The following is a 24540-nucleotide window of genomic DNA, read 5'->3' as shown; positions in this document are numbered from 1 at the left end:
TTTGCAAGAAGCTTACTTGCGTTCAAGTCCTAAAAGCCCAAAACCAAGAGCGATGAAAATCGCTCCGCTCACACGGTTGAACCACAACGCTCGTTGATGGGTCAAAAACCACGACTTGAATCGCTTCGCAAAAAAGGCATAGCACATCAGTGTGCTAAACGAAAGGATCATAAACGTCACCGTTAAAATAAGAAATTGCTCTAAAAGCGGTGCTTCTGGATTGAGAAATGGTGGAAAAAGTGCGGTAAAAAAGATGATCGGTTTGGGATTGGTGATGCAGACTACAAACCCTTTTTGGAAAATCTTCGCGTAATGTGCAACGCTTTTGTGGCGCTCAAGATCCACCTGTTTAAAGATGCTTCCCAAGGCACGAAACTGCTTGATTCCAATGTAAATAAGATAACACGCCCCTAAAATTTTAAACGCTAAAAACAGTACGGCTGAAGTTTTTAAGACCACACCAAGCCCCAACATTGCAGCACTGGAGAGAATAAAAAGACCGATGGCATTGCCAAGTGATGAAAAGAAGGTCGCTTTAAGGTCATACATGACAGAGTTATTGATCGCCAAAAGTACTGCGGGACCTGGACTTGCTATCGCGATAAACGCAACCATTGCATACAAAAGCCATGTGTGAAATTCCATCATTTGCCTTTTCGTTTTTGAGTATTATAACGCATTTTATTAGATCAATATATCTTGATGTGAAATCTTCTATGCTATACTACGTCAAATAAAGACAAAGAGAAGCTCATGGAAACTTTTTTAAAAACCGTTGGCGCACTGAATGACGAAACGCGCTTGCAAATTCTTCATTTTATTCATCAAAATGGCGAAGTCTGCGTGTGTGAGATCGAAGAGGCGTTTTCACTAATCCAGTCGCGCGTTTCGCGTCATCTTAAAATCCTCAAAGATGCGGGTTTTTTACGCGTTGATCGACGTGGGAAATGGGCGTACTATACGGTTCGATCCCCTTTAGATCGTTTTAGGCTTGAATGCTTAGAAGAGATCGGCTATCTTGAAATGTCTATGTCACACTATGCACTTACATGTAAAAAGGAAAACACCCTATGAAACTGATCTCATGGAACGTCAACGGCATTCGCGCCGTTGCGAACAAAAACGCGTTTGCGTGGGTGGATGCGTTCGCGCCTGACGTCTTGTGTCTGCAAGAGATTAAAGCCGAAGCGGAGCAGATTCCTGAGCCACTTTTTGCACATGGCTTTACATGTAAACATGTCAATTCGGCTTCCAAGAAAGGCTATTCGGGAACGATGAGTTTTTCAACGCGCACGTTTGAGAAAACCGACACGGCGTGGCACATCGACCATACGCACGAAGGGCGCATTTTGGAGCACCATTTTGGCGACGTTGTTTTGTTTAACGTCTACTTTCCCAATGGTCAACAAAGCGAAGAGCGACTCGCACATAAGATGAAATTTTACAGCGATTTTCTCTCCCACACTGAAGCGTTACGAGCTGAGGGCAAAGGCATCATCATCTGCGGTGATGTGAACACCGCTCACCGTGCGATCGACCTTAAAAACCCTAAAGCCAATGAAGACACTTCGGGCTTTTTACCCATTGAACGCGCGTGGATCGATAGGCTATTAGACCATGGTTACATCGACACGTTTAGACATATCCACGGCGACATCACAGATGCCTATTCGTGGTGGTCGTACCGCTTTGGTGCGAGGGAACGTAATGTGGGGTGGAGGATTGATTATTTTTTCATTTCCAAAGAGTTAGAGCCTCGTTTGAAAGATGCGTTTATTCTAAGTCACATCGGAGGCTCAGATCATTGCCCTGTGGGGATTGAGATCGATTTATAAGCTTTACATGTAACGCCTATTTACGTTGTTGTTTGTACATCTCAAGGGTGGTTCTAAGATCATGAATATCGGTGTGTGTCCCCACCACTTTGGTTGGATACCCATCCTCATTGTGCGCGATCACTTTGGCTTGATCGAGCACCCATTTGTAACTTCCATCCTGGCACAACATGCGGTGTTGATGGTGGTAATGTTTGCTTCTGCCACTCAGAAGCGCTGTGAGCTCATTGAGGCAGTAACTAATATCTTCGGGGTGAATGAGCGACATCCAGCGCTCTTTGGTCTGCTCAAATGCCTCACATTCATAGCCCAACATCGTAATCCATTGCGGTGAAAGCGTCATGCGATTACTCAGTGGATGCCACTCCCAAACCCCATGTCCTACGCATTCTAAAATTTTTAAGTACTCTTTTCGCATCACCCATAACCTTTAAAATTTTTGATAGGCAATTATACATTTCAAATGTGATATTTGCGTTACACCTTTTTTACATGTAACGATCAGGGCTTCAAAAGCAGACCTATTTTCCTTAGATTTTCTTTTAAAGTTACATATAATTTACGCAAAGCCGATACCATATGCACCAAAAACTCTAAAGGGGCGTTATGTATTTAGCTTCCATCAAAAATAAGCTTGTCTTTTTGCTTGCCGTTATTTTTCTAGGTTTCAGTGCCATCGGTGTTGAGATTATTAAAGAGGCAAACGATGCCAAAATGGCGGCCATTCGCTTGACCAGTATCGCAGGCATCGAAAATTCCATTTTAGAACTGCGCATTCAACAGCGTGATTATCAGATCTATTTTAAACAGACCAACCTTGATAATTACGAAAAAATCTATCAAAAATTGTTGGTTGATTTAGAAGCACTTAAGCTGATTTTGATGAATTCACAAAATCACCAACGCATTGAAAACCTTAAAAATGTGCTCGTCCAATGGTATGATATCAACATTCCACGCATGCAACTCTTTGGGCGTTATGGCGCAACGATGCACGAACCAACCTTTGCGCAAGCCTACCCAGAAGACGCAAAAAAGCTAAGCGAATACTATGCAAAAAGTAGCCAAGCATTTGTCGTGATTACGGAGAAATTGAATGACTTAGCACTCTCGGTAAAAACCAACAACTTCAACCGTTTAGATACCAACAAACTCCTATCGCAAATCTCGCTGGGTGTGATTTTTCTCTTTGTCTTTACGATCTTTTTTATTGTTACGCGCTCCATTAAAAACTCCGTAGCACACGCCAAAACGGCCTGTGAACAAATGCGCCAGAGCAAAGATCTAAGCCTAGGCATCAGCACAGGAACTAAAGATGAGATCAACGACATTGTAAGCTCCATCAACGCGCTCATCGCCGATGTTGCTGAAGCACTCAATCAAGCCAAAAGCAACGCGCTTGAAAATGCCTCCGTTGCCGAAGAGCTCTCCAGTACAAGCCTTCAGATCGGTAAACGCGCCGAAGAAGAAGCCAAAGTCGTTTTTGAAACCACCAACGATGCCAAAGAGGTTGCCAAAGCAATTGGCGAGGCAAGTGTGCAATCGCACAACGTCAAAGAGATCACAACAGAGGCGCAAAAAAGCTTACTCGGCGCGCAAGAGCTGCTCAATGAAACACTTACCCAACTCAGCCAAACGGCCGAAGCCGAAGCAGCGATCAATGAGCGTCTCAATCGCCTCTCAAGCGAAGCCGAACAGGTCAAATCGGTACTGGATGTCATCGGTGATATTGCCGACCAGACCAATCTGCTTGCCCTCAATGCCGCCATTGAAGCAGCACGCGCAGGAGAGCATGGACGTGGATTTGCCGTGGTGGCAGACGAAGTGCGAAAACTCGCCGAACGCACTCAAAAAAGCCTCATCGAGACCAATGCCACGGTCAATGTCATCGTTCAGTCTATCAGCGATATCAGCGGTGAGATGAACCACAATGCCAAACGCATCCATGAACTCTCCGAATTTTCCACGCAAGTCACAACCCAAACGAATGCTGCCGTAGGAATGCTAGAACAGAGTGTTCATGCAACCGAAGAGGTCGTGGGTAAAGCCAATGGCAATGTTAAGCTCATCAAAACAGCCGTCATCGAAAAAATCGGTGAGATCAACACCCTCTCAAGCTCCAATGCCAGAAGTGTGGAAGAGATTGCAGCAGCAGCCGAGCACCTCTCCAAGCTCTCTTCCACGCTGAGCAATACCTTAGCACAATTTAAAACCGCGTAACGTTTTTGCCCAAGGAGACCACCTCTTTGGGCATGCTTTAACCAGAATTAGCTATCATTTTACACTTTACATGTAAAAAGGTTTTCGTATGCAAGAAGAGACAATGTCACGTAAACTCACCCCATTTTTTATGCCAGCGGACGACACAACAGGGACGGTCATCGGCTTTTGCGGTAGCGATATTTTGATGAGAGAAGATGGCACATTGCCCTCCATGGAGTTTTTTGCCCTTTTGGGTGAGCCCAAACATCGCTTTCACATCGGCTCCTTTGATGAAGAGCTGTTTATCCTCTTCGCATGGGAAAAAAACACACCACTGCCTCAGAGTCTTGTGAAAACCAATTTACGCCATTTTTTAGGACTCTATCCGCCACACCTCTTTGAGATGCTCGCACGTGCCAAACAGCTCGCGCACTGGATCTACGACAACCAATTCTGCGGTCGCTGTGGCGCACCTGTGGGCTACACGCAAAAATTTTCAGCGCTGGAATGTTTGAAATGTGGCAATAACATCTTTCCGCGCCTTTCACCTGCGTGCATCACGCTTATCAGTAGAGGCGATGAAAAAATCCTTTTGGCGCGCTCACCCTACTTTAAAGAAGGGGTGTACAGTCTGCTAGCTGGCTTTGTGGAAGCAGGTGAGAGTGTCGAGAGCGCCCTTCACCGTGAAGTGTTTGAAGAAGTCGGCATTCGCGTGAAAAACCTTCGCTACTTTGGCTCACAATCTTGGCCATTTCCACACTCCTTGATGCTTGGCTTTTTTGCCGAGTACGAAAGCGGTGAGATTCACATTCAAGAAGAGGAGATCGAAGATGCACAGTGGTTCACAAAAGATGCGCTTCCGCTCTTGTCGCATGAGACATCCATCGCTCGAATGATGATCGATGCGTGGCTTAAAAATCATTGATTTTTTGTTGATAGTTTTCTGTTAGAATAAGGCAAATTCACGCGAGGAGTTTGCCATGCACATCACCCCTGAAGCGCTTTTTGAAGCACGCAGGCATTTTCTAAAACTTGGAGCGGGCACACTCGTGAGTAGCACCGCTATCTCACAGCTTTTAGCCAACACACCCTTAGATATGAGCCTCACGTATACACCCGATCCCAATCCGCTCAAACTCTCACCCAACACGTTTGAGCAGATCACCAATTATGTCAATTTTTACGAATTCTCCACCGATAAAACCGCACCTGTGAAGCTTTCGCAAAAGATGAAAACAGACCCGTGGAGTGTGGGCTTTTTTGGTGAAATGAAAACCGAACAGATGCTTAGAGTCGATGAGCTCATCGCCAAATTTGGACTTGAAGAGCGCATTTATCGTTTTCGATGCGTTGAGGGCTGGTCGATGGTCGTTCCGTGGATCGGCTTTCCACTCTACAAACTCCTCGACTACTTAGAGCCAAACAGCAAAGCCAAGTATGTCAAATTCACCACACGCCACGACCCCGCCCTTTTCCCCGACCAAGCCAAAGGCATTTTTGCCTCCATTCCGCATCCGTACGTTGAAGGCTTGCGCATGGACGAGGCGCGTCATCCCCTCACATTCATCGCCGTGGGCATGTACGGTAAACGCCTGCTTCCGCAAAATGGTGCTCCGATTCGCCTTGTCGTGCCGTGGAAATACGGTTTTAAGTCCATCAAATCGCTTGATCTTATCGAATGCGTGGAGAGTGAACCGCTCAACACGTGGCAAGCCATCGACGCCAAAGAGTACGGCTTTTACGCCAATGTTAACCCAGCAGTCGATCACCCAAGATGGACACAATCCAAAGAGCGTTTGCTTGGAAAACTCACCAAACAAGCCACGCTTCCCTTCAACGGCTACGAAAAAGAGGTCGCCTCACTTTACTCAGGAATAGACTTAAGGAAATTCTTTTGAAACCCCTCCTTGTCCTTCTTGCCCTGCTTCCACTAGGGCTTGCGTACTATAAGCTCGAAAGCGCCATCGATCCGATTAAAATGCTCTATAATTACACAGGCATCGGGGCGATAACGCTGCTTTTGCTTTCACTTTTACCTTCTACATGTAAACGCATTTGCGGTGTAAATTTTCTTCGATACCGCAAAACCATCGGGCTTTTGAGCTTTGCCTACGCCCTTTTACATGTAAGCGTTTTTGTCGTCCTAGACAGCGAATTAGACTTCGTCACGATCTTCGAAAAAAGCCTCAAAAAACCGTTCATTTACATCGGGCTCATCGCTTTTGTCATCCTTCTTTTGATGGCGCTAACTTCGTTTAAAAAGCTCTTTGCCAAGCTTTCAAAGTACCATAAAGCCGTCTATATTGCCTTAGCACTTGCACTGCTTCATAGCTTCTGGGCACAAAAAGTAGCAGGCGTGTTTGAATACAGTGTCATTGCCGTTGGGGTGGTGCTTTTAGGCGAGAGAGTTTGGGCGTGGAAAGCTTTACATGTAAAAACATTTTAGAGAGGTTTTGTTATAATCCAACATAGCTTTTCACAGGAGAAACCATGCAAACACTCAATCTCAAAATCGATGATACCTTTTTCCCTCACTTTAAAGCCATACTCGATAGTTTTGTCAAAGATAAAAAAATTGAGATTATTAGCGAGCAAAGCTTTACCGTTAACAGTATTGAAGAAGTGAAACGAAGGGTTTTTGAAGCTGAAGCAGAGCCTAGTTTATCCTCCGAAGAGTACACCGCTAAAATAGACGCTTTCTTCAAAGGTGAACTTGGAACCACTCGATGATCATCGAGAAAAAACCACACTATCTTTCCAGTTTACTTAGCATTTTAAAGTACATCGCAAGCGACAAACCTTCCGCCGCCCAAAATTTTGAAAAAGCATTAGAGCAAAAGCTCAATGACTTGCTGTTATTTCCCCTGCAATACAAAGCATCTTCATACATTCCCAATGAGCTGTATCGCGATATGGTTTTTGAGGGTTATACGATTATCTACAAAGTTGAAAACGACAAAATTCTTATTCTTGACATTTTTAAATGGCAAAATCCACTCTACTAAATTTCACCGCAAAGAACACACATGAACGCTTTTATCTCAGGTTTTAGTCTCGGAATTTCACTCATCTTAGCCATTGGAGCGCAGAATGCTTTTGTCCTCAAACAAGGCATTAAAAAAGAGCATGTGTTTATCATCTGTTTGGTTTGTGCGCTTTCCGATGCTATTTTGATTTTTGCAGGCGTTTCGGGTTTTGGGTATTTGGTCGAGCAGTTTCCTTCCCTCCAGACGGTGGCGAAGTATGGTGGTTTTGCCTTTTTGTTTGTCTATGGTTTAAAGAGTTTTTACTCGGCGTGGAGCATGTCGCATGAGCTGAGTCCTCTCGATCAACCGACTCCTTCGCTGTTTAAAACGATTTTACTTGTGCTTGCCTTTACGTGGCTAAATCCGCACGTTTACCTTGATACGGTCATTTTACTGGGCTCCGTTTCGACCAAATTTGGTGACCTCGCTCCGCTGTTTGGGCTGGGCGCTATGACTTCATCGTTTGTGTTTTTCTTCTCTTTGGGGTATGGGGCGAGAATTTTAACACCGATTTTTCAAAAACCGATTTCATGGAAGATTTTGGAAGTGCTGATTGGCATCGTGATGCTCTCTTTGGCATTTATGCTGCTTGGATTGTAAAAGAGGTGGAGATAAAGCACTGACTTTATCTCCACAATGCGGTTACGACTTAAATTGATTCAGTTTACCACGCATTAAAGTTCTCGACAATAGCTTTAAACTCATTTTCTTCTGGTACTAATTCTAAATGTTAATACTTTCTTTTGCACAAAAATGACCATACTGCCATAGGTAAGATGTACATCTTGATGCCATATCATCATAACATTGTAGCAGAGTATTTTAGGCTACTTTCTTACCCCCCGTATGAACTGTGAGAAACGTGAACGCCTGCTGATTTCCGTGGGAAAGCTAGGATCGCTTGCATGCCTTACATCTTCGATAGAGTAAACGGCGAGCGGATTGTGCTTTGCGATCAACTCACGCACAACGGCAATGCTAGAGCGTTTGATCACGGTAAAGAGGACATTCACCGCCCCAGCATTGCCTTCAGCATCGGCAACCGTGACACTGTAATTAAGCGCACGCAAAGTGGCAACTAAAATATGAGAGTCTCGCTTGGTAATAATGCGCACCACCACCATGCCAATCGCCAAACGATTTTCAATAAACATCCCAATGTAATTTCCCAATGAAAAGCCAAAAGCATAAGCAATGTAGTTGATAGGATTGGTCAAATTTTCCATCACTTTAGAGATGGCTAAAAGCCAGATGGTGACTTCAAAAAAACCTAAGATAGGCGCCCACAGTCTGAGCCCTTTGGAGACAAAAATGATGCGAAGCGTACCAATGCTCACATCCGCAACACGTGCGAGCGCGATTAACACAGGAATACCATAAAGCCCAAACCACTCTTGTTGCAACAATTCATTCATGCTGTATCCTTTTATCTTCTTGTTTTAGCATAACACATCTTCTTTAAAGCTTACAAAAATGTTACAAAAAAAATTTCTTTAATTTTAATCCTAGGATATTATGCTAAAATGAATTATCTAAGCTAGACCAAATCCACTGTATAGATTGAGACTTTAATGGTGCTAAAACTCTTCTCTTTCTGCCTTTTGTTGCTACTGCCTCTGTATGCCAAAGAGTATACGTTTGCAACCTATCCTTCCAACACACCCTCTAAAATCATACAAGCGCTCACCCCTTTAATGGAGTATTTAAGTGCCCAAAGTGGCGATACTTTTAAACTGGTTGTGACTAAAGACTATGACGAACTGACAAAGCGTATTGAAGAAAAAAGCGTTGATTTTGCCTGGGTCAATACGAAAAATTTTGTGCTCCTTAAAGAGAAAATCCCCTCCCTTCACTACCTTGTCACCTACTTAGAACACTCTAAAAGTAGGCAGATTACTCCCTATTATCAAGCTTTTATTGTGACGATGAAAGACGCCAACATTACCTCCTTAGAAGAAGCCAAAAACAAACATTTTGCCTTTACGGATAAAGAGTCAACCTCGGGTTATGCGTATCCTATGATGATTTTTGAAGCGCATCACATCAACCCCTATACGTTTTTTCAAAAAGTCTTTTTTCTCAAAAAGCATGATAAAGTTATTGAAGCATTGATGAGCCATTCTATTGAAATTGGCGCTATTTCAGATGGTACCTACTACAACGCTTTGGAAACATACGGGGATCGCTTTACGATTCTGGCGACGTCTGAGCCCATTCCGCTTGATGCGATTGTTGCCTCTGCAAATATTTCACACCAAGAGAGCCAACGCATCGCACATATTCTTGAAACTATCCCTTTAGATGCACCTTCGAACAAAGCCTTTGAAGAACATCTCGGATGGGCAAGTGCAGGCTTTGTGAAAAAAGATGAGCACTTCTACGATAGCTTCAAGCGAACTCTTAAAGTCCCTCTGTATGAAACTGTACAATAAAATCCTCTTTCTTACTATCATGCAGCTTGCTGCTATTTTACTGTTTGGGATTTACCAAATTCAATCCCTTTATCTGACCCAAAAAACAGCCTTTGATCAAAAAAATCTGATCCAATCGGAGATGATTCAAAAACGTTTTGAAGAAAAACTTGAATCGCTTCAAAGAACAGCGCAAATTCTCATCAATTCCCAAGAAGTCGTGGCAGGCATCATCAGCAATGACACCGACATGCTTTATAATTGGAGCAAACTCTTTCTCTCCTCATCCACCGATAAAATTCATTTTATCGATCTAGATGGCACCATCATCAGCCGTGGTGAGTTAGAATTTCGCTTTGCGGATGATGTTTCAAAACGCTTTTATGTGCAACAAGCCCTAAAAAATGACACGTTTTTAGGCATCGATCTGGTGGATGACAAAGAGTGTTTAGTCTACGCCAAACGCGTTAAACAGTACGGACAAAAACCCATTGGGATCATCAGTGTTGCGCTGATTATTGATGACGCATTGCTTGCCTCTTTGGCGCAAGGTACTACCATGAACATCGCTTACCACTCTGAGCATCAAACCCTCTCAACGACCAAAACGCAAAAACTTATCAACGCTTCATCCTTACATGTAATGCTCCAAGCAGGCAGCATTAAAGAGGCAAGCTTTAACATCGGACTCACCTCTGAAGAAGAGCTTAATGCCCTTAAAGAGGCGCGTACTAACTTTTTTGTGGGTATTGGATTTGTGCTCATCATACTCGTTCTTGCCCTTCATTTCACACTACTAAAGCATCTAAGAGAGTACAAAGCGCTTTCGCAAGTATTGATCGACTTTTACGAAGACCGTTTAGACATCAAAGAAGTTATGAGTACGATTAAACAGACAACCAAAGAGCGCACCACCCCTGAAGTCAAGAAAATTGCTGAAGCACTGTTCAATATGAGCCAAAAAGTCGCCGACACCCAAAATGCACTTGAACTTCTCAGCAGCACCGATCAACTCACCGCTCTTTCCAACCGACGCAAACTGGAAGAGTGTTTGGAGCAAAAACTCAAAGAGAGCACGAGAGGTAGCTCTTTTTCGATTATTATGATCGACATTGACCGTTTTAAAACCATCAACGATACCTACGGCCATGAGATAGGCGACCACGTTTTGGTTCACACCGCGCGCCTGATGCGTGAATCCATTCGCACAAGTGATATGCTCGGTCGTTGGGGTGGCGAAGAGTTTTTACTGATTTTACCCCAAACGAGCCTTGAAGGAGCACTCGTTATTGCAGAACAGATGCGCTCAAAGATCTACCAATTTACCTTTGAGCACTACCCACAACGTGTCACGATGAGTTTTGGCGTTGCCACACACCATGCAGGCGACACACCCAACAGCATTTTAAGGCGTGCTGATAACGCACTGTACCGAGCCAAAAATAGTGGAAGGAACAGGATTGAACATGAAGATTAAACGATTTTTGAGCATTGTGCTCCTCGTGTGCATCTCACTTTTTGCCACCGAAAAACAAAAGCTTGTTTTTGGTGTGAACCCCAATAAAAGTACAACAGAGATCCAAATACTCTATGCAGAACTGATTAGCTATTTGGAAAAGGAGCTAGAACAAGAGGTTGTGTTGGTCATCTCAAAAGACTATAACCATTTGATCACATTGATAGAACAAGGGAGTATTGACATCGCCTCTATTTCTCCCAAACTTTATGCAATACTACGCCAAAAAGAGCCTGAAACACACTATTTGGCAACCATTCAATTTGCAGATGAACAAAGTATTTCAAAAAGTACGTACCGTAGTTTAATTTTGACGCTAGCGGACTCTCCCATTGCAAGTATGTCTGATTTAAAAGGCAAAAGTTTCGGCTTTACCGATCCTGATTCAACTTCAGGATACCTGTATCCCCACTTTATGATGTACCAAAACAGCATCGATCCCACTAAAGATCTTGGAAAAATTTATATGCTTAAAAAGCATCCTAAAATCATTCAAGCTTTATTTGAAAAATCAATCGAAGCAGGCGCTATTTACGATGGAGTTTACCATGCACTTCCCAAAGAAGAGCAGCAAAAAATTCGCATATTAGCGGTATCTGAAGAGATCCCCTACGATGCGATGATCGCCTCAAAAAGGCTCGATTCAGCTTTGGTAGTCAAAATTCGTGAGCTTCTTTTAGCGTTTCATCCCAAACAAGCACTTCCCTCAACCATTGCAGGCTTTGAAGAAAAACCTCTTTTCCTCTATGATCATCTCAATACGATAGAGTACTAATCGCTTTACATGTAAGCTTAGAGAATAATCTCTTTCACACGCCCAACGGCACCGCTTTCAAGGCGCACTTTGATGCCATGTGGATGGTTGGCGGAGTTGGTCAAAATGTCTTTAACCACGCCCTCTGTGAGCTTACCACTACGTTGATCTTCTTTTAAAACGATCAAAACTTTAACCCCTTTTTGAATGTTACTTCGACTCTGTCCTGTGCTCATGGTTATCCTTTGATTTGTTTTACATGTAAAGACTAAGCAAGCGTGGCACACAGCTCTAAAAAGGCTTTGCCATAGCGCTCAAACTTCACTTCACCCACACCGCTCACCTCCAACATCGCCTCTTTATCATGCGGCAATTTCTCCGCCATCTCTTTGAGAGTTTTATCGCTGAAAACCACATACGGCGGAATGCCATTCTCTTTGGCAATTTCAGATCGCAACGCGCGTAGCTTCTCAAAAATAGAGAGCTCAAATGTTCCCAAAACAACCTTTTTGGCTTTTTTAACTTTTTGTCGCTCTTCCAAACGCTTCGCATGAATGCTTACATGTAAACGTTGTTTGATGATTTGCGCACCGTATTCACTCAGGCTCACCACACGGTACTCGCCTACTTTTAACGCTTCAAGCTCCATCAGCCTGTCGCCGATGGTTAGCCACTGGGTTTTGGTTTTATCGCTTCCGATGCCAAAAACGGAGAGGCTTTGATGCCCATTTTGCACGATCTTTTCATTGGTCGAGCCCATCAAAACATCCACGACATATTGCAGTCCAAAACGCTGTCCTGTGCGGTACACGCTTGATAGTAGTTTGAGTGATTCATTCGAGATGTCCACACTCTGCTTTTCCCCATCGATGCAGTTATCACAACGCGTTTTACATGTAAGAATCGTATCGTCAAAATAACTTGCAATTTGCTGATGTCTGCACACTTGAGACGAGGCAAATTTAGCGATGGCATCGAGCTTTTCATACGCCACTTTTTGGTACTCGGATGAGGGTTGCTCACCGATGCGACGTTTATGCTCCACGATGTCAGAGTTGGAAAAAAGCAGCAAGGTTGAAGAAGGCAATCCATCGCGCCCAGCACGCCCGATCTCTTGGTAGTAGTTCTCGATGGTTTTAGGCAAGGACATGTGCGCAACGAAACGAATATTGCTCTTATCGATGCCCATACCAAACGCCACCGTTGCCACAACAACTTGAATCTCATCGTTTAAAAAAGCGCGAAAGGTCTCGTTTTTTTCTTCGGTAGGAAGTCCTGCATGATACGCTCGTGCTAAGATTTTATGCGTGTTTAAAAAGAGCGCCAAACTCTCCGTCTCTTTGCGACTGAGCGTATAGATGATGCCGCTCTCGTTTTGAAACGCACTCAAAAAGCTTAAAAGCTGATCGCGCCCATTGCTATTTCGGTACTCCGCTTTGATAGTAAGATTGTCTCGCTCTACTTTCGCACGAATGATTAAAGGATTGGCAAGGCTTAATTGATGAAGAATGTCCTGTTCAACGATCTTCGTCGCCGTCGCGGTAAAAGCAGCAATAGGTGTTTGAGGAAAGTAGTGTTTAAGACGAAAGAGTTGTCGGTAATCTTCTCTAAATTCATGCCCCCACTCGCTCACACAATGCGCTTCATCGATGACAAAAAAGTTGATCGAAAGGCTTTGTAAGAAGTTTAAAAATGACTCACCTTTTAAGCGCTCTGGCGCTACATACAAGAGTTTCAGCTCACCTTTGCGACACGCTTGCATGCTCTCTTGTATCTCTTGGGGTGACTGCATCGAAGAGATCATAGCAGCTTTGATGCCAAAGGCAGAAAGTGCGGTGATTTGGTCGTGCATCAAGGCTAGTAGTGGTGAAATCACGACACTCATGCCATCCATCACCAAAGAAGGTAGCTGATAACACAGAGATTTCCCTGCCCCTGTGGGCAAGATCATCATAATGTCTTTTTGCGCTAAAATTGCATTAACGGCCTCTTCTTGATAGGCTCTAAAATGGTGGTGCCCGAAGACACTGTGAAGGAGTTGGTATGTTTTATCCACTTAAAGGTCTATCTCGTCTCTATCTTTTCCATCGCTTTCAAACCACTCATCTTCGATAAAATCATTGTCAACGATCTGCGTGACATCACGTTTCATATAGCGACCTGACGCGGTGACGGCGACTTCACCGTTCGGTAAAATAAGCTCCCCCGTACCTTCAAAAATACGTCCTTTATCATTGGTCATGCGCCCAACGACTTTGAGTTCAACATCCAACGGTACGGGTTTTTTATATTTGAGGGTAAGTTCTATCGTCACACCAAAGCTCTCTTTGCCGTAATACGCCATAATCGCCCGACCAATCGTCTCATCGAGAATCGTCGCAGAGATACCACCGTGCAAAATGCCCGGATAACTTTGAAGGTAGGTATGCGGTGTAAAATACGCCACAACCTCTTTGGTTTCAAGCTCGTAAAACTTCGTTTTTAGACCAAAAGGGTTTTCGATGCCACACACCAAACAGTTTTTAGAGATGTGCTGTTTCCCCGTTACTTTAAATTTCACTCGGCTACTCCATGCACCTTTTCAAGCTCTTTGCGTACTTTGGAGTACAATTTAAGGTCAACAATTTTATAACTTTTCAAAAGCGCATCTAAAAGTGTGGCTTCAAGTTCGTTGTGATCTTCTTTATTTTCAGGAACGATTTTATCTTTGACCGTGCAGTTATTGCAAAAATCATAGACATATTTCAAATCGACTTGATAATCCAAACGGTGTGTCAACTCATTTTTAAGCTTTCGTGTCTCATTCATAATGACAAACTCTTGCTCGTTGATGACTTTTAGAGCACGTAACTCTTCAAGGAGTTTAAACTGCGTCATACTGCGTGAAGTACCAGGAATGAGCACTTCTGCTACAAATTCATAGTACGCTTCGACTGCCAATACCATCACATAAAGGTTTTTCCCGATGGGGTTTTCCTCTTTCTCAATAAACTCTTTAAAATAGTGCAATTTTTGCATTTCTACCATCATTATCTTTACCTTTACTTCTATTATTTAGTAACGTTCATTCTGAACTCTCAATACGCTTTTAAAGCAAAGCTCTAAAAGCTACGCTAACGCTGAGTTTTCTTCGGCAGAAAGCCCACGCACCGTTGGTGCTTTATTTCACTTTACAATTTTTAGCGCCAATGCCACAAGCTGTTTTAGCCGCTTTTTTAGCTTTACTTGCTTTGATCTCTTCACGTTTTTTGCGAAGACTCATCGGTTTTCTATTGGCTTTGTCACGATCTATCTTCGCTTTGATCGTATGTTTTTTTGACTCTTTATCGACCCACTCTTTGGTCTCAAAACCGAGGTAAAACTCTGTTTTAAGTGTGTATTTTAAGATCTTTTCGATCTCTTTTAACTTTAACTTCTCTTCTTGACAGACAAAGGAAATAGCACGTCCCTCTTTGCCAGCACGTCCCGTTCGCCCTGCTCTATGCAAGTAGTCTTCGGCGTCTCCTGGGAGTTCGTAGTTGATGACATGCGGTAGATCTTCGATGTCAAGACCACGAGAAGCGATGTCCGTTGCGACTAACACACGAATAGAATTCTCTTTAAATGCCGCAACCGCTTTGGTGCGCTGTGAATGCGCTTTATCGCCATGCAACACCAGTGTTTTCAGACCACTTTTACTCATATAATCGCCCACTTCATCGGCACTCTGTTTCGTTTTGGTAAAGACCAACACTTGGTGCCAGTTTTCAGTACCGATCATAAACGAGAGCATCTCACACTTGCGCTCTTTGTCCACGACGTAGATGGTTTGTTGCACATTTTTAGCAAATTCACCTTGATTATTAATCGCCACGGTGATGGGCTTTTTCAAGCTCACTTCGGAGAGTCGCTTTACGGACTTAGAAAGCCCCACAGAGAAAAGAAGCGTTTGGCGTTTTTTAGGAAGCAAAGAGAGCAATGTCTCAACCTCATCCCAAAATCCCATATCGAGGATTCTATCGGCTTCATCGAAGACAAGGATTTCAACACGTGAAAGATCCACGCTGGAAATTTTGATATGCTCAAGAAGCCTTCCAGGCGTGGCAATAAGCACATCGATGCCCTTTTCTAACCTCTTCACTTGCGGTGTAAATTTCACACCACCGTAAATCGCCCCGATGGTTAACTCAAGGTTTTTGCCATACGCTTGCATGTTGAGATTCACTTGCGATGCCAACTCGCGTGTTGGCACTAAAATAAGGGCACGCACCACTTTTTTAGTGGTTGATTTTTGGGTCTTTTTACTCAAAACATGTAAGAGTGGCAGTGCATACGCAGCCGTCTTTCCCGTCCCCGTTTGTGCCGTTGCCATCACATCTTTGCCCTCTAAAACGAGAGGGATGACCTTGTTTTGCACAGGCGTTGGTTTCGTGTACCCAAGTTCAGTTACTGCTTCTTGTAGTGGCGCAATCAAGCCTAGCTTTTCAAATAACATTCATATGTCCTTTACCTATCTTAATGTCTCTATTGTATCTAAGTTTTATTTAAAGAACTTAGTGAAGCACTTTAGACGTTGCCTTCTTCGCCCATCTACATCCTAAAAAATGAATGAACCCTTAAGTCCGTTTTTATACTTTCTTCTATATCATTGATGTGATAAATTTGTTACAAAGAGAGTCAATGATGCGGCATTTCTTACGCCTTTTTTTCATATTTTCTCTCACTCTTTGCTTAGAAGCACGCTCTCTCGTCTTTGCCCCACTTCCTTTTTTTAACACCAACAAAGTCCTTGAAGATTTCTTCCCTATGGTGAATTACCTTGAACACGCATTGGATGAGAACATCACCATTCATTACGAAAAAAAGTACGATGACCTTATCGCTGCGTTTAAAGCCAATCAAGTGGATATTGCCTACTTTGGACCGTTGCCTTTTTTGACATTGCAAAAGAGTTTTCCCTATGCACTTCCGATCATCACCTTTCATGAAAGCGATGGAAAGAACGGTTACCGCTGTGCTTTGGTCAAATTTGGAGGCGATACCCTCATCAGCATTCCCCAAAGAGAACTCAAAATAGCACTCACCCAACCCCTTTCAACGTGCGGCTACACCAATACCAAACGACTCATAGAGAGCTCGTTTCATCTCAATTTGGACGCCCTGCTCTACCGCTATGTTGGAACCCATGATGAAGTAGCACTCTCGGTTATACGAGGCGAATTTCACATGGGAGGCATTAAAAAGAGCATTGCACGAGAATATGCCTCTTTGGGATTGGAGATTATCGACACGACACCCCTCATTCCTGGTTTTTCACTCGTGGTCAACACCCAAACGATGAGTGCTGAGAAAATCGCTAAAATCAAATCTATTTTGCTCACTACCCCTAAAGAGGTCTATGCAAAATGGGGTCAAGACATCAGCCATGGGATGAGTGAGACCAACACCAATATGTTTCAACTTCTCAAACACGACATGCAAAACATAAATGTTCCCCTTAGTGGAAGCTTTTAATGCGCAAATTTCTCTTAACAGCCCTCAGTGTCCTCATCGCCTACGCGATCTTTTTCACGTATGTTCACTCCAAAATGAAAGAAGAGCGCGATGTTCTGCTCTTGAATGAGCATAAAATTATCGAAACCTCGTACAAAGCGGTTACTCAGATGTTTAGCATCTCTATCGAAAACTATTTTCGTTATGCCATTATGCAACCCCCTGTTTTGAAAATTTTAAATGACGTCGTAGAGACCCAAAACTCTTACGAAAAAGCGCTGCTTCGGGGCTTCTTATACCGCCTTTTATACCCTTTTTACAATGATGAACTGAAACGACTGGGCATCAGGCAGTTTCATTTTCACACACCTCAAGGCGAAAGTTTTTTACGTTTTCATGCCCCTTCTGAAAATGGCGATAATTTGATGGAGGTGCGTCCTTCCATCAAAAAAGCCAATATAGAGAAAAAATTTGTCACGGGATTTGAGGGTGGTCGTATTTACCCTGGATTTCGTTATGTTTTTCCCATTATCCATGAAGGCAAACATTTGGGCAGTGTTGAAGTCTCTTTAGCGTATGAAAACATTGAGTTTGAACTTTCAAAGCTCTTGAGTTGGAAAGATCACGTGCTCCTTCTTAAAAAATCGGTCACAACGGATATGGTTTTTGAAGGACACAAACACCATTTTATGCCCTCTCCATTAAGCGATGATTTTGTCATAGAGAACCAAAAAATTTCCAATATCACCGCCCATTCCATCGAATCTGAACTTACTAAAAAGATTAACACGATGCTCAAAGAGCATTACAACATCGATGCAAAACTCAAAGAAGGCAAAAACTTTTCCATTCCTATTCTTCAAGATGATAACGGCTATATTGCCAATTTTTACGCCATTGACGACCTCTCAGGCAGACTGGCCGCTTACGCCGTTACCTACAGCCGTTTAGATGATCTTGTCACCATCCAACACAAATACATTACATCGCTTCTTTTTGGCTTTTTAACCTTTGTGCTTTTGGGCATTGTCCTGTATCTGCTTATTGAGCAGAGCCACAAAACACTTAAAGAGAAAATCCTCTTTGAAACCATTGTCGATAAGACCATTAACGGGGTGATTCTCCTCAATGCCAAAGGGCAGATCACCTTTATTAACAACGCATCCACAACGCTTTTAGGCTACTCGCTTGAAGAGGTCATCGGTAAAGATTCGCATGAGCTTATTCATGTGCATCCACATGACACCGCGAAGGAAGATTGCCCTATTTTAAATACCATGCACCATCAAAAGACCTACCTCGGGGAAGAGGTTTTCCGTAAAAAAAGTGGAGAACATTTTACTGTCCATCTCAATGCCACCCCTTTTGTACATGACAATACCAACATTGGTTCGGTTATTATTTTTAGGGACATCAGCACAGAAAAAGAGGCACAAAAGACCATTGAACATTTGGCATATTATGACTCACTCACGGAACTTCCCAATCGTAAACTTTTACTGGATCGCCTGAGCCAAACACTTGCCAATACCAAACGTGATCCTGAATTTTGTGGACTTTTGTTTATCGATCTGGATAATTTTAAATTTCTTAACGACACCAAAGGACACGAATGCGGCGATATGCTGCTTAAAATGGTTGCTCAACGGTTATCCAATACGCTTCGTCTTTGCGATACCGTCTCGCGTTTTGGTGGCGATGAATTTGTTGTTTTAGTCACGAAACTAGGAGACGACCCCTACGACGCCAAAGCACGACTTAGAGAGATTGGGTATAAAATTCTGCATGCGATTAGCGAGCACTTTCGATTGATTAATTTTGATTACACCTGCACCGCAAGTATTGGTGGAACGCTCTTTCATGAAACCAATAAAACGATCAATGAGATTTTAAAAGATGCCGACACCGCCATGTATGAAGTGAAAAAACACCATAAAAATGAGATCAAAATCGTTTAAAATGTAATGCTAAAACTATTCCAGCCCTCTTTACATGTAAGACTCAGTTTAAATCCATGCTTTTGGACAATCTTTTTAACAATACTCAACCCCAAACCAAAACCCTCAGCTCCTCTAGCATCATCACCTTGAGCAAACGGTTCGCAGTAGTACTCCAACGCGTGTTCGAGTGCTTCACCTCTGCTTTTAACGCTGATCGTGCGCTCTTTTACTTCGATGAGAATTGGTTTTTGCGTGGTGTATTTTAACGCATTATCAATCAAGTTTTTAAGCGCAATGGAGAGGTAATTAAGATCACCCTTGATCTCAAAAGGCTCATCCATGTGAAGCTCCACTAAGCTTTCATCTTCAATCAGTGCACGTGAAAGGGACTCTGAGATCAGCGTTTCGGCATTGAAATGCGTAAGATTCAGTTGCTCCATATTGGCATTCAGTCGCTCAATATCTAAAAGCTCTTTGGTCAGCTCATCGATCTGGGCAATCGCCTTTTTAAGACTTTGTTGATATTTACTCTCGCCTAGCATTTCCAACGCAAGCTTGGATTTGGCAAGCGGTGTGCGAAGTTCATGCCCGATGTCGCGCAGCAAACGTTGACGTGAGAGAATCAACGCTTCGATGTTAGACGCCATCGCATTGAAGGTATTAGAAAGCTTACCAAGTTCATTAGAGCCAAAGCGTTTCATTCTTACATGTAAAGCGCCTTCACCAAATTTTTGAAGGGTTGAGGCGATCTCTTTAAGCGGAAAAATAAGCTTGATAACCATCAAAAACGTGACAACAAGCACTAAAATATCGGCAAAGATCAAATAGGTGACCCGATCAAAATGGTAAAAGCCTTCCTCTTGAGCACGATCACGTACCAATAAACGCTCATCCAAATAGCTAAGGAGCAAAAAATACCTCCCCTGAGCATCCATCAAAATTTTCACTTCACCAAATGAGCTGCTTTTTTCATCAATAATCGTAGAGTGCTCCAGCACCGTTTGAGACTCCGCGATCACTTCAAAATCAAACGCTTGAAGTCTTTTGCTAAGGGCATTTTGATCGTCATTGGCAAGGTCGCGAAAGAGCTCGGTGGAGGCTTGAAGGTACTTCTCTTTTAAGAGCATCTCTATTTTGGATTGGGTGAGTTGGTTTGTTTCGCGTGAGACAAAAAGCATTAAGGAAAGACTGACAATAAAGAGTAAAAAGAGCTTCGTAAATATGGACATCTTAACCAACCATTTTGTAGCCGATGCCCCAAACGGACATGATGTATTTGGGATTTTTCGGATCATCGCCTATTTTGGCGCGAATATTGCTGATGTGCATATCCACCGTACGGTCTTTGGAGTTGTAACCAATGCCGTTTATGGCATTGAAAAGCACCTCACGCGAAAACACTTTGCCTTGATTGGAGAGTAAAAGAAGTAAGATGTCAAACTCGATTTTCGTCAAATCTAAACGGTACCCCTCCAAAGAGATTTCCATCTTCGCTTCATCGATTTCAAAATCCCCCACGCGTTTTTTTGAGAGAGTATTTCGGCGCAAAAAGGAGTTGATTTTTAGCACCAATTCACGTGGTTCATACGGCTTTGCAAGGTAGTCATCCGCACCCACACCATACCCTAAGATTTTATCACTCAGTTCATTGCGAGCTGAGGAGATAATGATATGCGCGTCACTGATTGAGCGGATTTCCTTGCACACATCAAACCCATCCATCTGCGGTAGCATCAGATCAAGAATGACCACTTTGTAGTGTGTTGGATTGGCTTTAAGATGTGCCAAAGCCTCTTTGGGTTTATCGTAAGCTTGGACGTCAAAATCATAATTTTGCAGGTAATCGCTGATGAGGGAAAGCATCTCCAAATCATCTTCGATGAGTAAAATTTTCTCGCTCATTCGACTTCCCACTCTTCAAGGTTGTGTGCAAATTTTTTGCGTTGTTCGGGGGTTAACAGGTTGTGCATTTGCAGCAAAAAACGACTCTCTATCGTGCTGGCTTTTTGGCTGATCGCTTGGTTGATTTTTTGCAAATCCTCTTCGTTTAAAACCTCACGCATCACTAAAGCCTCTTTTTCATCTTCCAGCTTCTCCTTAAACTCACGAAAAGCTTTGATGTCGACTCGAAACTGCTTAATAATGCCTTTTGCAACCTCTTTTTGCTCAGAGGTCAATTCCAGCGAAGAGAGGTCTTTACTCAGATGATGCTCTTTTTTACCATCACTCGCATACAATGAAAGTGCAAGTAAAAAGATAAGAAGTAACTTCATTTAAAGCCTTTTAATGTCTCGATTGTTAAGTAAGCCATTTTCAATGTTAGCATGGCATGCCTTACAATTGGATGGTTTTCCTATCTCTTTTTGCGCAAAAACAGCTTTATCGATCTTTTTGTGGCGATTTTTCCAAAAAGGCGTTTCGGTGATAGCAAGATAGGTTTTCTCTTTTTCCAAGCTTGCTAGAATGCGTAAAGCTGACTCTTTTGTAGAAGACTCAGCGCTGTTTTGCACTAAAAATGCTTTGATGGACTCTGTCGTTTTCTCATCCAGCGAAGCATCATCGCCAAAGTGGTTTTCCAGTGTGTCCATCATGCTCACCCACGATTTTTGTGGTAGTAAAAAAGGAGGAAAGAGTGTATGGCAACTGATACACTCTTTGTAAAACGCGCTGTTCTCTTTGGCATAGTCCATTTTTGGGTTACCATCGGCGATTAAAAGACTATTGGGTGCGACGAGCATATAAACAAATGCAAAAATGGAAAGTCCAAGCGCTAGAACACCAAATATTTTTTGAATTAGTGTCAATTTAACACCCTCTTCGTCGCCTTGTTTATACCCATCAACCATCGACTCTAAAGCGCGTGATTTGTGGAGCAATTTATCGAGTAAAACGCCTGCAATGTGCGCAAAAATCACCGCCATTAAAACATTGGAGAAAAACTCATGCACCTCTTTAAAGAGCTTCATATCGCGAAAAAGCGTGTGGTTCATAAATGAAAATATGCCCATGCCCTCTTTCACACCGTACGCTAATGCACCTGTACCAACCGCTAAAAAAGTGAGAACAATCATCGCAATAATGGCATAACTTGAAGCGGGATTGTGTCCGATGGTCTCTTTCTTGTTGCCAAAAATGGAGAGCATATACGCTTTAAGATCCATCAAATTAAAGTTAAAATCTTTAAATTTGGAGTACTTTACATCCATAAAACCCCACAGGATTCTAAACAAAAACAGCAATGCGAGTGTGTACCCTAGCGCTACATGTAACGTAAGGAGTCGTTTGACTTCGGGTGTTAAAAACACCGCTAGCATCATCACCATAAGCAGTGCATGGGAGGCTCTGGTGTAAAGCCCCCAGACTAAGATTTTTTTCATTCCCATCTCCCGTAATTTGGAATTACGATAGCGCGTTCGCTGTAGTTGCCTTTATCGGCCGTGGTATGACAGGCGAGACAATTCGCGATAGAACTAACCTCTTTTTGCTCAATCAATTTTGCAGGAATTTTGCGATGCTCTTTGATAAAATAAGGCGATTTTGTGATCTGCATCGTGCTGTTGTTTGCAGTAATCTTACCGCTTCCTGCATTCGTGAGAAGATAATTCAAAATCTGCTCGCTTTCAACCTTCCCTAAAGAGGCGTCGGTGCCAAAGTGATCGCTGAGATTTCCCATCACTTTTTCCCACGAAGCTTTGTTTAAAAGAGCGGGCTGGTAACCAAAATGGCAACTCGCACACTCTTTTTGATACTGTGCATTATCGGAAGGCGCAACACTGCTTGCAAAGGCGAAGTTCAGTCCAAGTGCTGTGATTAAGAGTAATTTTTTCATCGTATCTCCTTATTGGTTAATGATGTACGTTAAAACATCACCTTTTTCAAGCGCACTACCTTCACGCGCAAACACATCGTTAAAATTACGTCTCAACCACTTTTCGACCTCAGCAACATCGGTAAGTCGTGCAGGATTTGCCGAAGGTGCAAGAGCGGTGATAGGCTTGTTGGTATTGACATTTTGCCCACCGTTTTTGAGATTAGTTGTATGACACGTGGTGCAACTCATCTGCGTTCCTTTTTTGCCCGTATGTTTGGAAACAAAGATTGCCTCCCCACGCTTGGCATCAAAGCCCGTAAAGTTAGGGTTTGCAGCCTTTGCTTCCGCGCTTAATTCGTTCATGTAGGTTTGCATGGGAGCATTAAACGCTTTGGCATTGAGTAATGTCAGTGTCAGTAGTATAAAACAGAGTGTTTTTTTCATAGTTAACTCCTAAATTGATACTGAAATCTTAGGATAACAGTGTCAATTTAGGGTTGACGTTTCCTTTACACTTTCTTTACATGTAAAGATTTACGGCTGATCCGCTCGTGGCTCAAACGGTGAGATATTGTTGAGAAACAGTGCTCCATACGGGGTCTGCTTTTCGATGTCATAGTAGCAATCAATGAGCGTTTTATCGGAAACGATCGCGCCTTTAATGATGCGTAAAATCTTAGCCGCATCGGTGCGAATGATGTGGCTTGGCGCTTGGGACGCGGAGGTGAAGTAGCGGTGCATACGGTAGATCAGCTTTTTGTTTTGAATCTCAACGATGAGTGAGTCAATCGGCATTTTGAAAAACATAAAATTTTGCTTGACGTTGATGGAGATGTACGCCGTATCCATCCCATAGATTTTCGTCGAATGCGAGTCAAAAAAGTAGAGACTTTTGTTGTAATTGTCATAAAAGGTGTCGTGCATCAGCTCTAAGATTTGGATCTTTTCACTCTTTGTGTAAAAATTGCCTATGTGCGAAAAGGCAAAACGCAACAGTGATTCGATGGAGTACCACTCGGTGGACTCAAACGCATAGTTTGAAATCTGCTCATAGCGCAATTTTTTAAGCGCCACCGCTTCAGCGGAAATAACCCGTTTATAGGGAGTTGGAACCACTTTATCCCGATACGCAGGTCCAGGAAACTGCGGATGAATCACAAAGCGATCTTGCGCCTCTTTGTCTAAAATGTACCGAAGTCCGCCCTCATAGCCTTGATCGATAATGCGTATCTCATCTTTGGGAATATGCTCCAACATATCTTCAAAATCAACCCCGTTACACTCACTCTCCCAAATAGTCGGTGGATAGCGAAAGAACTTCGAGATGGAGGTTTTTACCTCAGCAGACGGCTCTTTGGTGACCAGTTTGTCGATCCACGAAGTCAAGGTTCTGCGATCTTTGTTGATGATGGAGGCAAACTTAGAGATGCTAAGACCCGAGCGATTGTAAATCGCAACAATTTTCTCGATGGCATTATCGTACATGGAGCTCACCTTAGTACTTTTTTAATACATTATGTATGAAAACTGTACGAGTCTAGCATCTATGTCTGAAAATTGTCTTAAAAAATCA

29 protein-coding genes are annotated in these 24540 nt (G+C 43.0%); 14 read left to right on the top strand and 15 right to left on the bottom strand.

The annotated features are described in order from the left end of the window. Positions 1-12: 12 nt before the first annotated feature. Positions 13-645: a LysE family translocator gene (locus JU57_RS01760; protein WP_037956198.1), complete on the bottom strand. Its 633-nt coding sequence runs from the start codon at positions 643-645 to the stop codon at positions 13-15. A 108-nt stretch (positions 646-753) separates the two neighbouring features. Here JU57_RS01760 and JU57_RS01755 point away from each other — a divergent pair, with 108 nt between their 5' ends. Then, positions 754-1074, top strand: coding sequence for a metalloregulator ArsR/SmtB family transcription factor (locus JU57_RS01755; RefSeq protein ID WP_051906475.1), 321 nt, complete (start codon positions 754-756; stop codon positions 1072-1074). Then, on the top strand, positions 1071-1835 hold the full coding sequence (locus JU57_RS01750; RefSeq protein WP_037956196.1) for an exodeoxyribonuclease III: 765 nt from the start codon (positions 1071-1073) through the stop codon (positions 1833-1835). The genes JU57_RS01755 and JU57_RS01750 overlap by 4 nt, the downstream gene beginning before the upstream one ends. A 16-nt stretch (positions 1836-1851) precedes the next feature. Here the strand turns inward: JU57_RS01750 and JU57_RS01745 are convergent, their stop codons facing one another. After that, positions 1852-2253 (bottom strand): PAS domain-containing protein, encoded by a 402-nt coding sequence (locus tag JU57_RS01745; RefSeq protein ID WP_037956194.1) that lies wholly within the window; start codon positions 2251-2253, stop codon positions 1852-1854. Between the two features lie 188 nt (positions 2254-2441). On the opposite strand from JU57_RS01745, the gene JU57_RS01740 reads away from it, so the two are divergent. From JU57_RS01740 to JU57_RS01710, 7 genes are all read left to right on the top strand, one after another. Next, on the top strand, positions 2442-4055 hold the full coding sequence (locus tag JU57_RS01740; protein ID WP_037956193.1) for a methyl-accepting chemotaxis protein: 1614 nt from the start codon (positions 2442-2444) through the stop codon (positions 4053-4055). An 88-nt stretch (positions 4056-4143) separates the two neighbouring features. After that, positions 4144-4962, top strand: a complete 819-nt coding sequence (gene nudC, locus JU57_RS13615; RefSeq protein WP_051906473.1) for an NAD(+) diphosphatase — start codon at positions 4144-4146, stop codon at positions 4960-4962. A gap of 55 nt (positions 4963-5017) precedes the next feature. Further along, a complete protein-coding gene (msrP, locus tag JU57_RS01730; RefSeq protein WP_037956192.1) occupies positions 5018-5935 on the top strand; it encodes a protein-methionine-sulfoxide reductase catalytic subunit MsrP in 918 nt (305 codons plus the stop codon). Next, the gene (locus JU57_RS01725) at positions 5932-6483 is read left to right on the top strand and encodes a ferric reductase-like transmembrane domain-containing protein (protein WP_037956191.1); all 552 of its coding nucleotides are present in this window, start codon (positions 5932-5934) and stop codon (positions 6481-6483) included. Before msrP ends, JU57_RS01725 begins: the two co-directional genes overlap by 4 nt. Positions 6484-6527: 44 nt before the next feature. Next, positions 6528-6767, top strand: a complete 240-nt coding sequence (locus JU57_RS01720; RefSeq protein ID WP_037956190.1) for a hypothetical protein — start codon at positions 6528-6530, stop codon at positions 6765-6767. Beyond that, the gene (locus JU57_RS01715; RefSeq protein ID WP_051906472.1) at positions 6764-7042 is read left to right on the top strand and encodes a type II toxin-antitoxin system RelE/ParE family toxin; all 279 of its coding nucleotides are present in this window, start codon (positions 6764-6766) and stop codon (positions 7040-7042) included. The genes JU57_RS01720 and JU57_RS01715 overlap by 4 nt, the downstream gene beginning before the upstream one ends. Positions 7043-7063: 21 nt before the next feature. Continuing rightward, on the top strand, positions 7064-7663 hold the full coding sequence (locus tag JU57_RS01710) for a LysE/ArgO family amino acid transporter (protein WP_037956187.1): 600 nt from the start codon (positions 7064-7066) through the stop codon (positions 7661-7663). Positions 7664-7890: 227 nt separating this feature from the next. Here the strand turns inward: JU57_RS01710 and JU57_RS01705 are convergent, their stop codons facing one another. After that, complete coding sequence (locus tag JU57_RS01705; protein ID WP_051906470.1) at positions 7891-8478, bottom strand: DUF2179 domain-containing protein; 588 nt, start codon at positions 8476-8478, stop codon at positions 7891-7893. Between the two features lie 156 nt (positions 8479-8634). On the opposite strand from JU57_RS01705, the gene phnD reads away from it, so the two are divergent. Genes phnD through JU57_RS01690 form a run of 3 tightly spaced genes read left to right on the top strand, consistent with a single transcriptional unit; the run spans position 8635 to position 11765 of the window. Continuing rightward, complete coding sequence (phnD, locus tag JU57_RS01700; RefSeq protein WP_037956185.1) at positions 8635-9495, top strand: phosphate/phosphite/phosphonate ABC transporter substrate-binding protein; 861 nt, start codon at positions 8635-8637, stop codon at positions 9493-9495. Beyond that, positions 9479-10951, top strand: a complete 1473-nt coding sequence (locus JU57_RS13610) for a diguanylate cyclase (protein WP_051906467.1) — start codon at positions 9479-9481, stop codon at positions 10949-10951. Before phnD ends, JU57_RS13610 begins: the two co-directional genes overlap by 17 nt. Further along, positions 10941-11765 carry a phosphate/phosphite/phosphonate ABC transporter substrate-binding protein gene (locus JU57_RS01690; protein ID WP_294875189.1) on the top strand — a complete coding sequence of 275 codons (825 nt, stop codon included), beginning with the start codon at positions 10941-10943 and terminating at the stop codon, positions 11763-11765. Before JU57_RS13610 ends, JU57_RS01690 begins: the two co-directional genes overlap by 11 nt. Before the next feature lie 17 nt (positions 11766-11782). On the opposite strand, the gene JU57_RS01685 is transcribed toward JU57_RS01690, so the two are convergent. The 5 genes from JU57_RS01685 to JU57_RS01665 form a co-directional block, all read right to left on the bottom strand. Then, entirely contained in the window at positions 11783-11980 is a 198-nt protein-coding gene (locus JU57_RS01685) for a YwbE family protein (RefSeq protein ID WP_037956181.1), read from the bottom strand. Positions 11981-12012: 32 nt separating this feature from the next. Then, positions 12013-13800 (bottom strand): DNA helicase RecQ, encoded by a 1788-nt coding sequence (gene recQ, locus JU57_RS01680; RefSeq protein WP_037956178.1) that lies wholly within the window; start codon positions 13798-13800, stop codon positions 12013-12015. Beyond that, positions 13801-14304: a PaaI family thioesterase gene (locus JU57_RS01675; protein ID WP_037956176.1), complete on the bottom strand. Its 504-nt coding sequence runs from the start codon at positions 14302-14304 to the stop codon at positions 13801-13803. Continuing rightward, the gene (locus JU57_RS01670) at positions 14301-14774 is read right to left on the bottom strand and encodes a hypothetical protein (protein WP_037956173.1); all 474 of its coding nucleotides are present in this window, start codon (positions 14772-14774) and stop codon (positions 14301-14303) included. Before JU57_RS01670 ends, JU57_RS01675 begins: the two co-directional genes overlap by 4 nt. A 130-nt stretch (positions 14775-14904) precedes the next feature. Continuing rightward, on the bottom strand, positions 14905-16218 hold the full coding sequence (locus JU57_RS01665; RefSeq protein ID WP_037956171.1) for a DEAD/DEAH box helicase: 1314 nt from the start codon (positions 16216-16218) through the stop codon (positions 14905-14907). 185 nt (positions 16219-16403) lie between these two features. On the opposite strand from JU57_RS01665, the gene JU57_RS01660 reads away from it, so the two are divergent. Next, a complete protein-coding gene (locus tag JU57_RS01660) occupies positions 16404-17237 on the top strand; it encodes a PhnD/SsuA/transferrin family substrate-binding protein (protein ID WP_051906464.1) in 834 nt (277 codons plus the stop codon). Continuing rightward, positions 17237-19174 (top strand): diguanylate cyclase, encoded by a 1938-nt coding sequence (locus tag JU57_RS13605; RefSeq protein WP_051906462.1) that lies wholly within the window; start codon positions 17237-17239, stop codon positions 19172-19174. Before JU57_RS01660 ends, JU57_RS13605 begins: the two co-directional genes overlap by 1 nt. On the opposite strand, the gene JU57_RS01650 is transcribed toward JU57_RS13605, so the two are convergent. The 7 genes from JU57_RS01650 to JU57_RS01615 form a co-directional block, all read right to left on the bottom strand. Continuing rightward, positions 19171-20385 carry an ArsS family sensor histidine kinase gene (locus tag JU57_RS01650; protein WP_037956169.1) on the bottom strand — a complete coding sequence of 405 codons (1215 nt, stop codon included), beginning with the start codon at positions 20383-20385 and terminating at the stop codon, positions 19171-19173. The two genes, JU57_RS13605 and JU57_RS01650, sit on opposite strands and share 4 nt — an antisense overlap. Before the next feature lies 1 nt (position 20386). Then, entirely contained in the window at positions 20387-21058 is a 672-nt protein-coding gene (locus JU57_RS01645; RefSeq protein ID WP_037956166.1) for a response regulator transcription factor, read from the bottom strand. Continuing rightward, positions 21055-21429: a Spy/CpxP family protein refolding chaperone gene (locus tag JU57_RS01640; RefSeq protein ID WP_037956164.1), complete on the bottom strand. Its 375-nt coding sequence runs from the start codon at positions 21427-21429 to the stop codon at positions 21055-21057. The genes JU57_RS01645 and JU57_RS01640 overlap by 4 nt, the downstream gene beginning before the upstream one ends. Continuing rightward, positions 21430-22533: a cytochrome b/b6 domain-containing protein gene (locus tag JU57_RS13945; protein ID WP_294875176.1), complete on the bottom strand. Its 1104-nt coding sequence runs from the start codon at positions 22531-22533 to the stop codon at positions 21430-21432. Beyond that, complete coding sequence (locus JU57_RS01625; RefSeq protein WP_037956162.1) at positions 22530-22985, bottom strand: diheme cytochrome c; 456 nt, start codon at positions 22983-22985, stop codon at positions 22530-22532. The genes JU57_RS13945 and JU57_RS01625 overlap by 4 nt, the downstream gene beginning before the upstream one ends. A 9-nt stretch (positions 22986-22994) precedes the next feature. Next, positions 22995-23411, bottom strand: a complete 417-nt coding sequence (locus JU57_RS01620; protein ID WP_037956160.1) for a DUF1924 domain-containing protein — start codon at positions 23409-23411, stop codon at positions 22995-22997. A 90-nt stretch (positions 23412-23501) separates the two neighbouring features. Further along, the gene (locus JU57_RS01615) at positions 23502-24452 is read right to left on the bottom strand and encodes a hypothetical protein (RefSeq protein WP_037956158.1); all 951 of its coding nucleotides are present in this window, start codon (positions 24450-24452) and stop codon (positions 23502-23504) included. Positions 24453-24540 lie beyond the last annotated feature (88 nt).

The sequence above is a fragment of the Sulfurospirillum sp. SCADC genome (assembly GCF_000743525.1).
GTDB lineage: Bacteria > Campylobacterota > Campylobacteria > Campylobacterales > Sulfurospirillaceae > Sulfurospirillum.
Note: the sequence above shows the minus strand (reverse complement) of the source record. Positions and strands in the feature narration are given on the sequence as shown.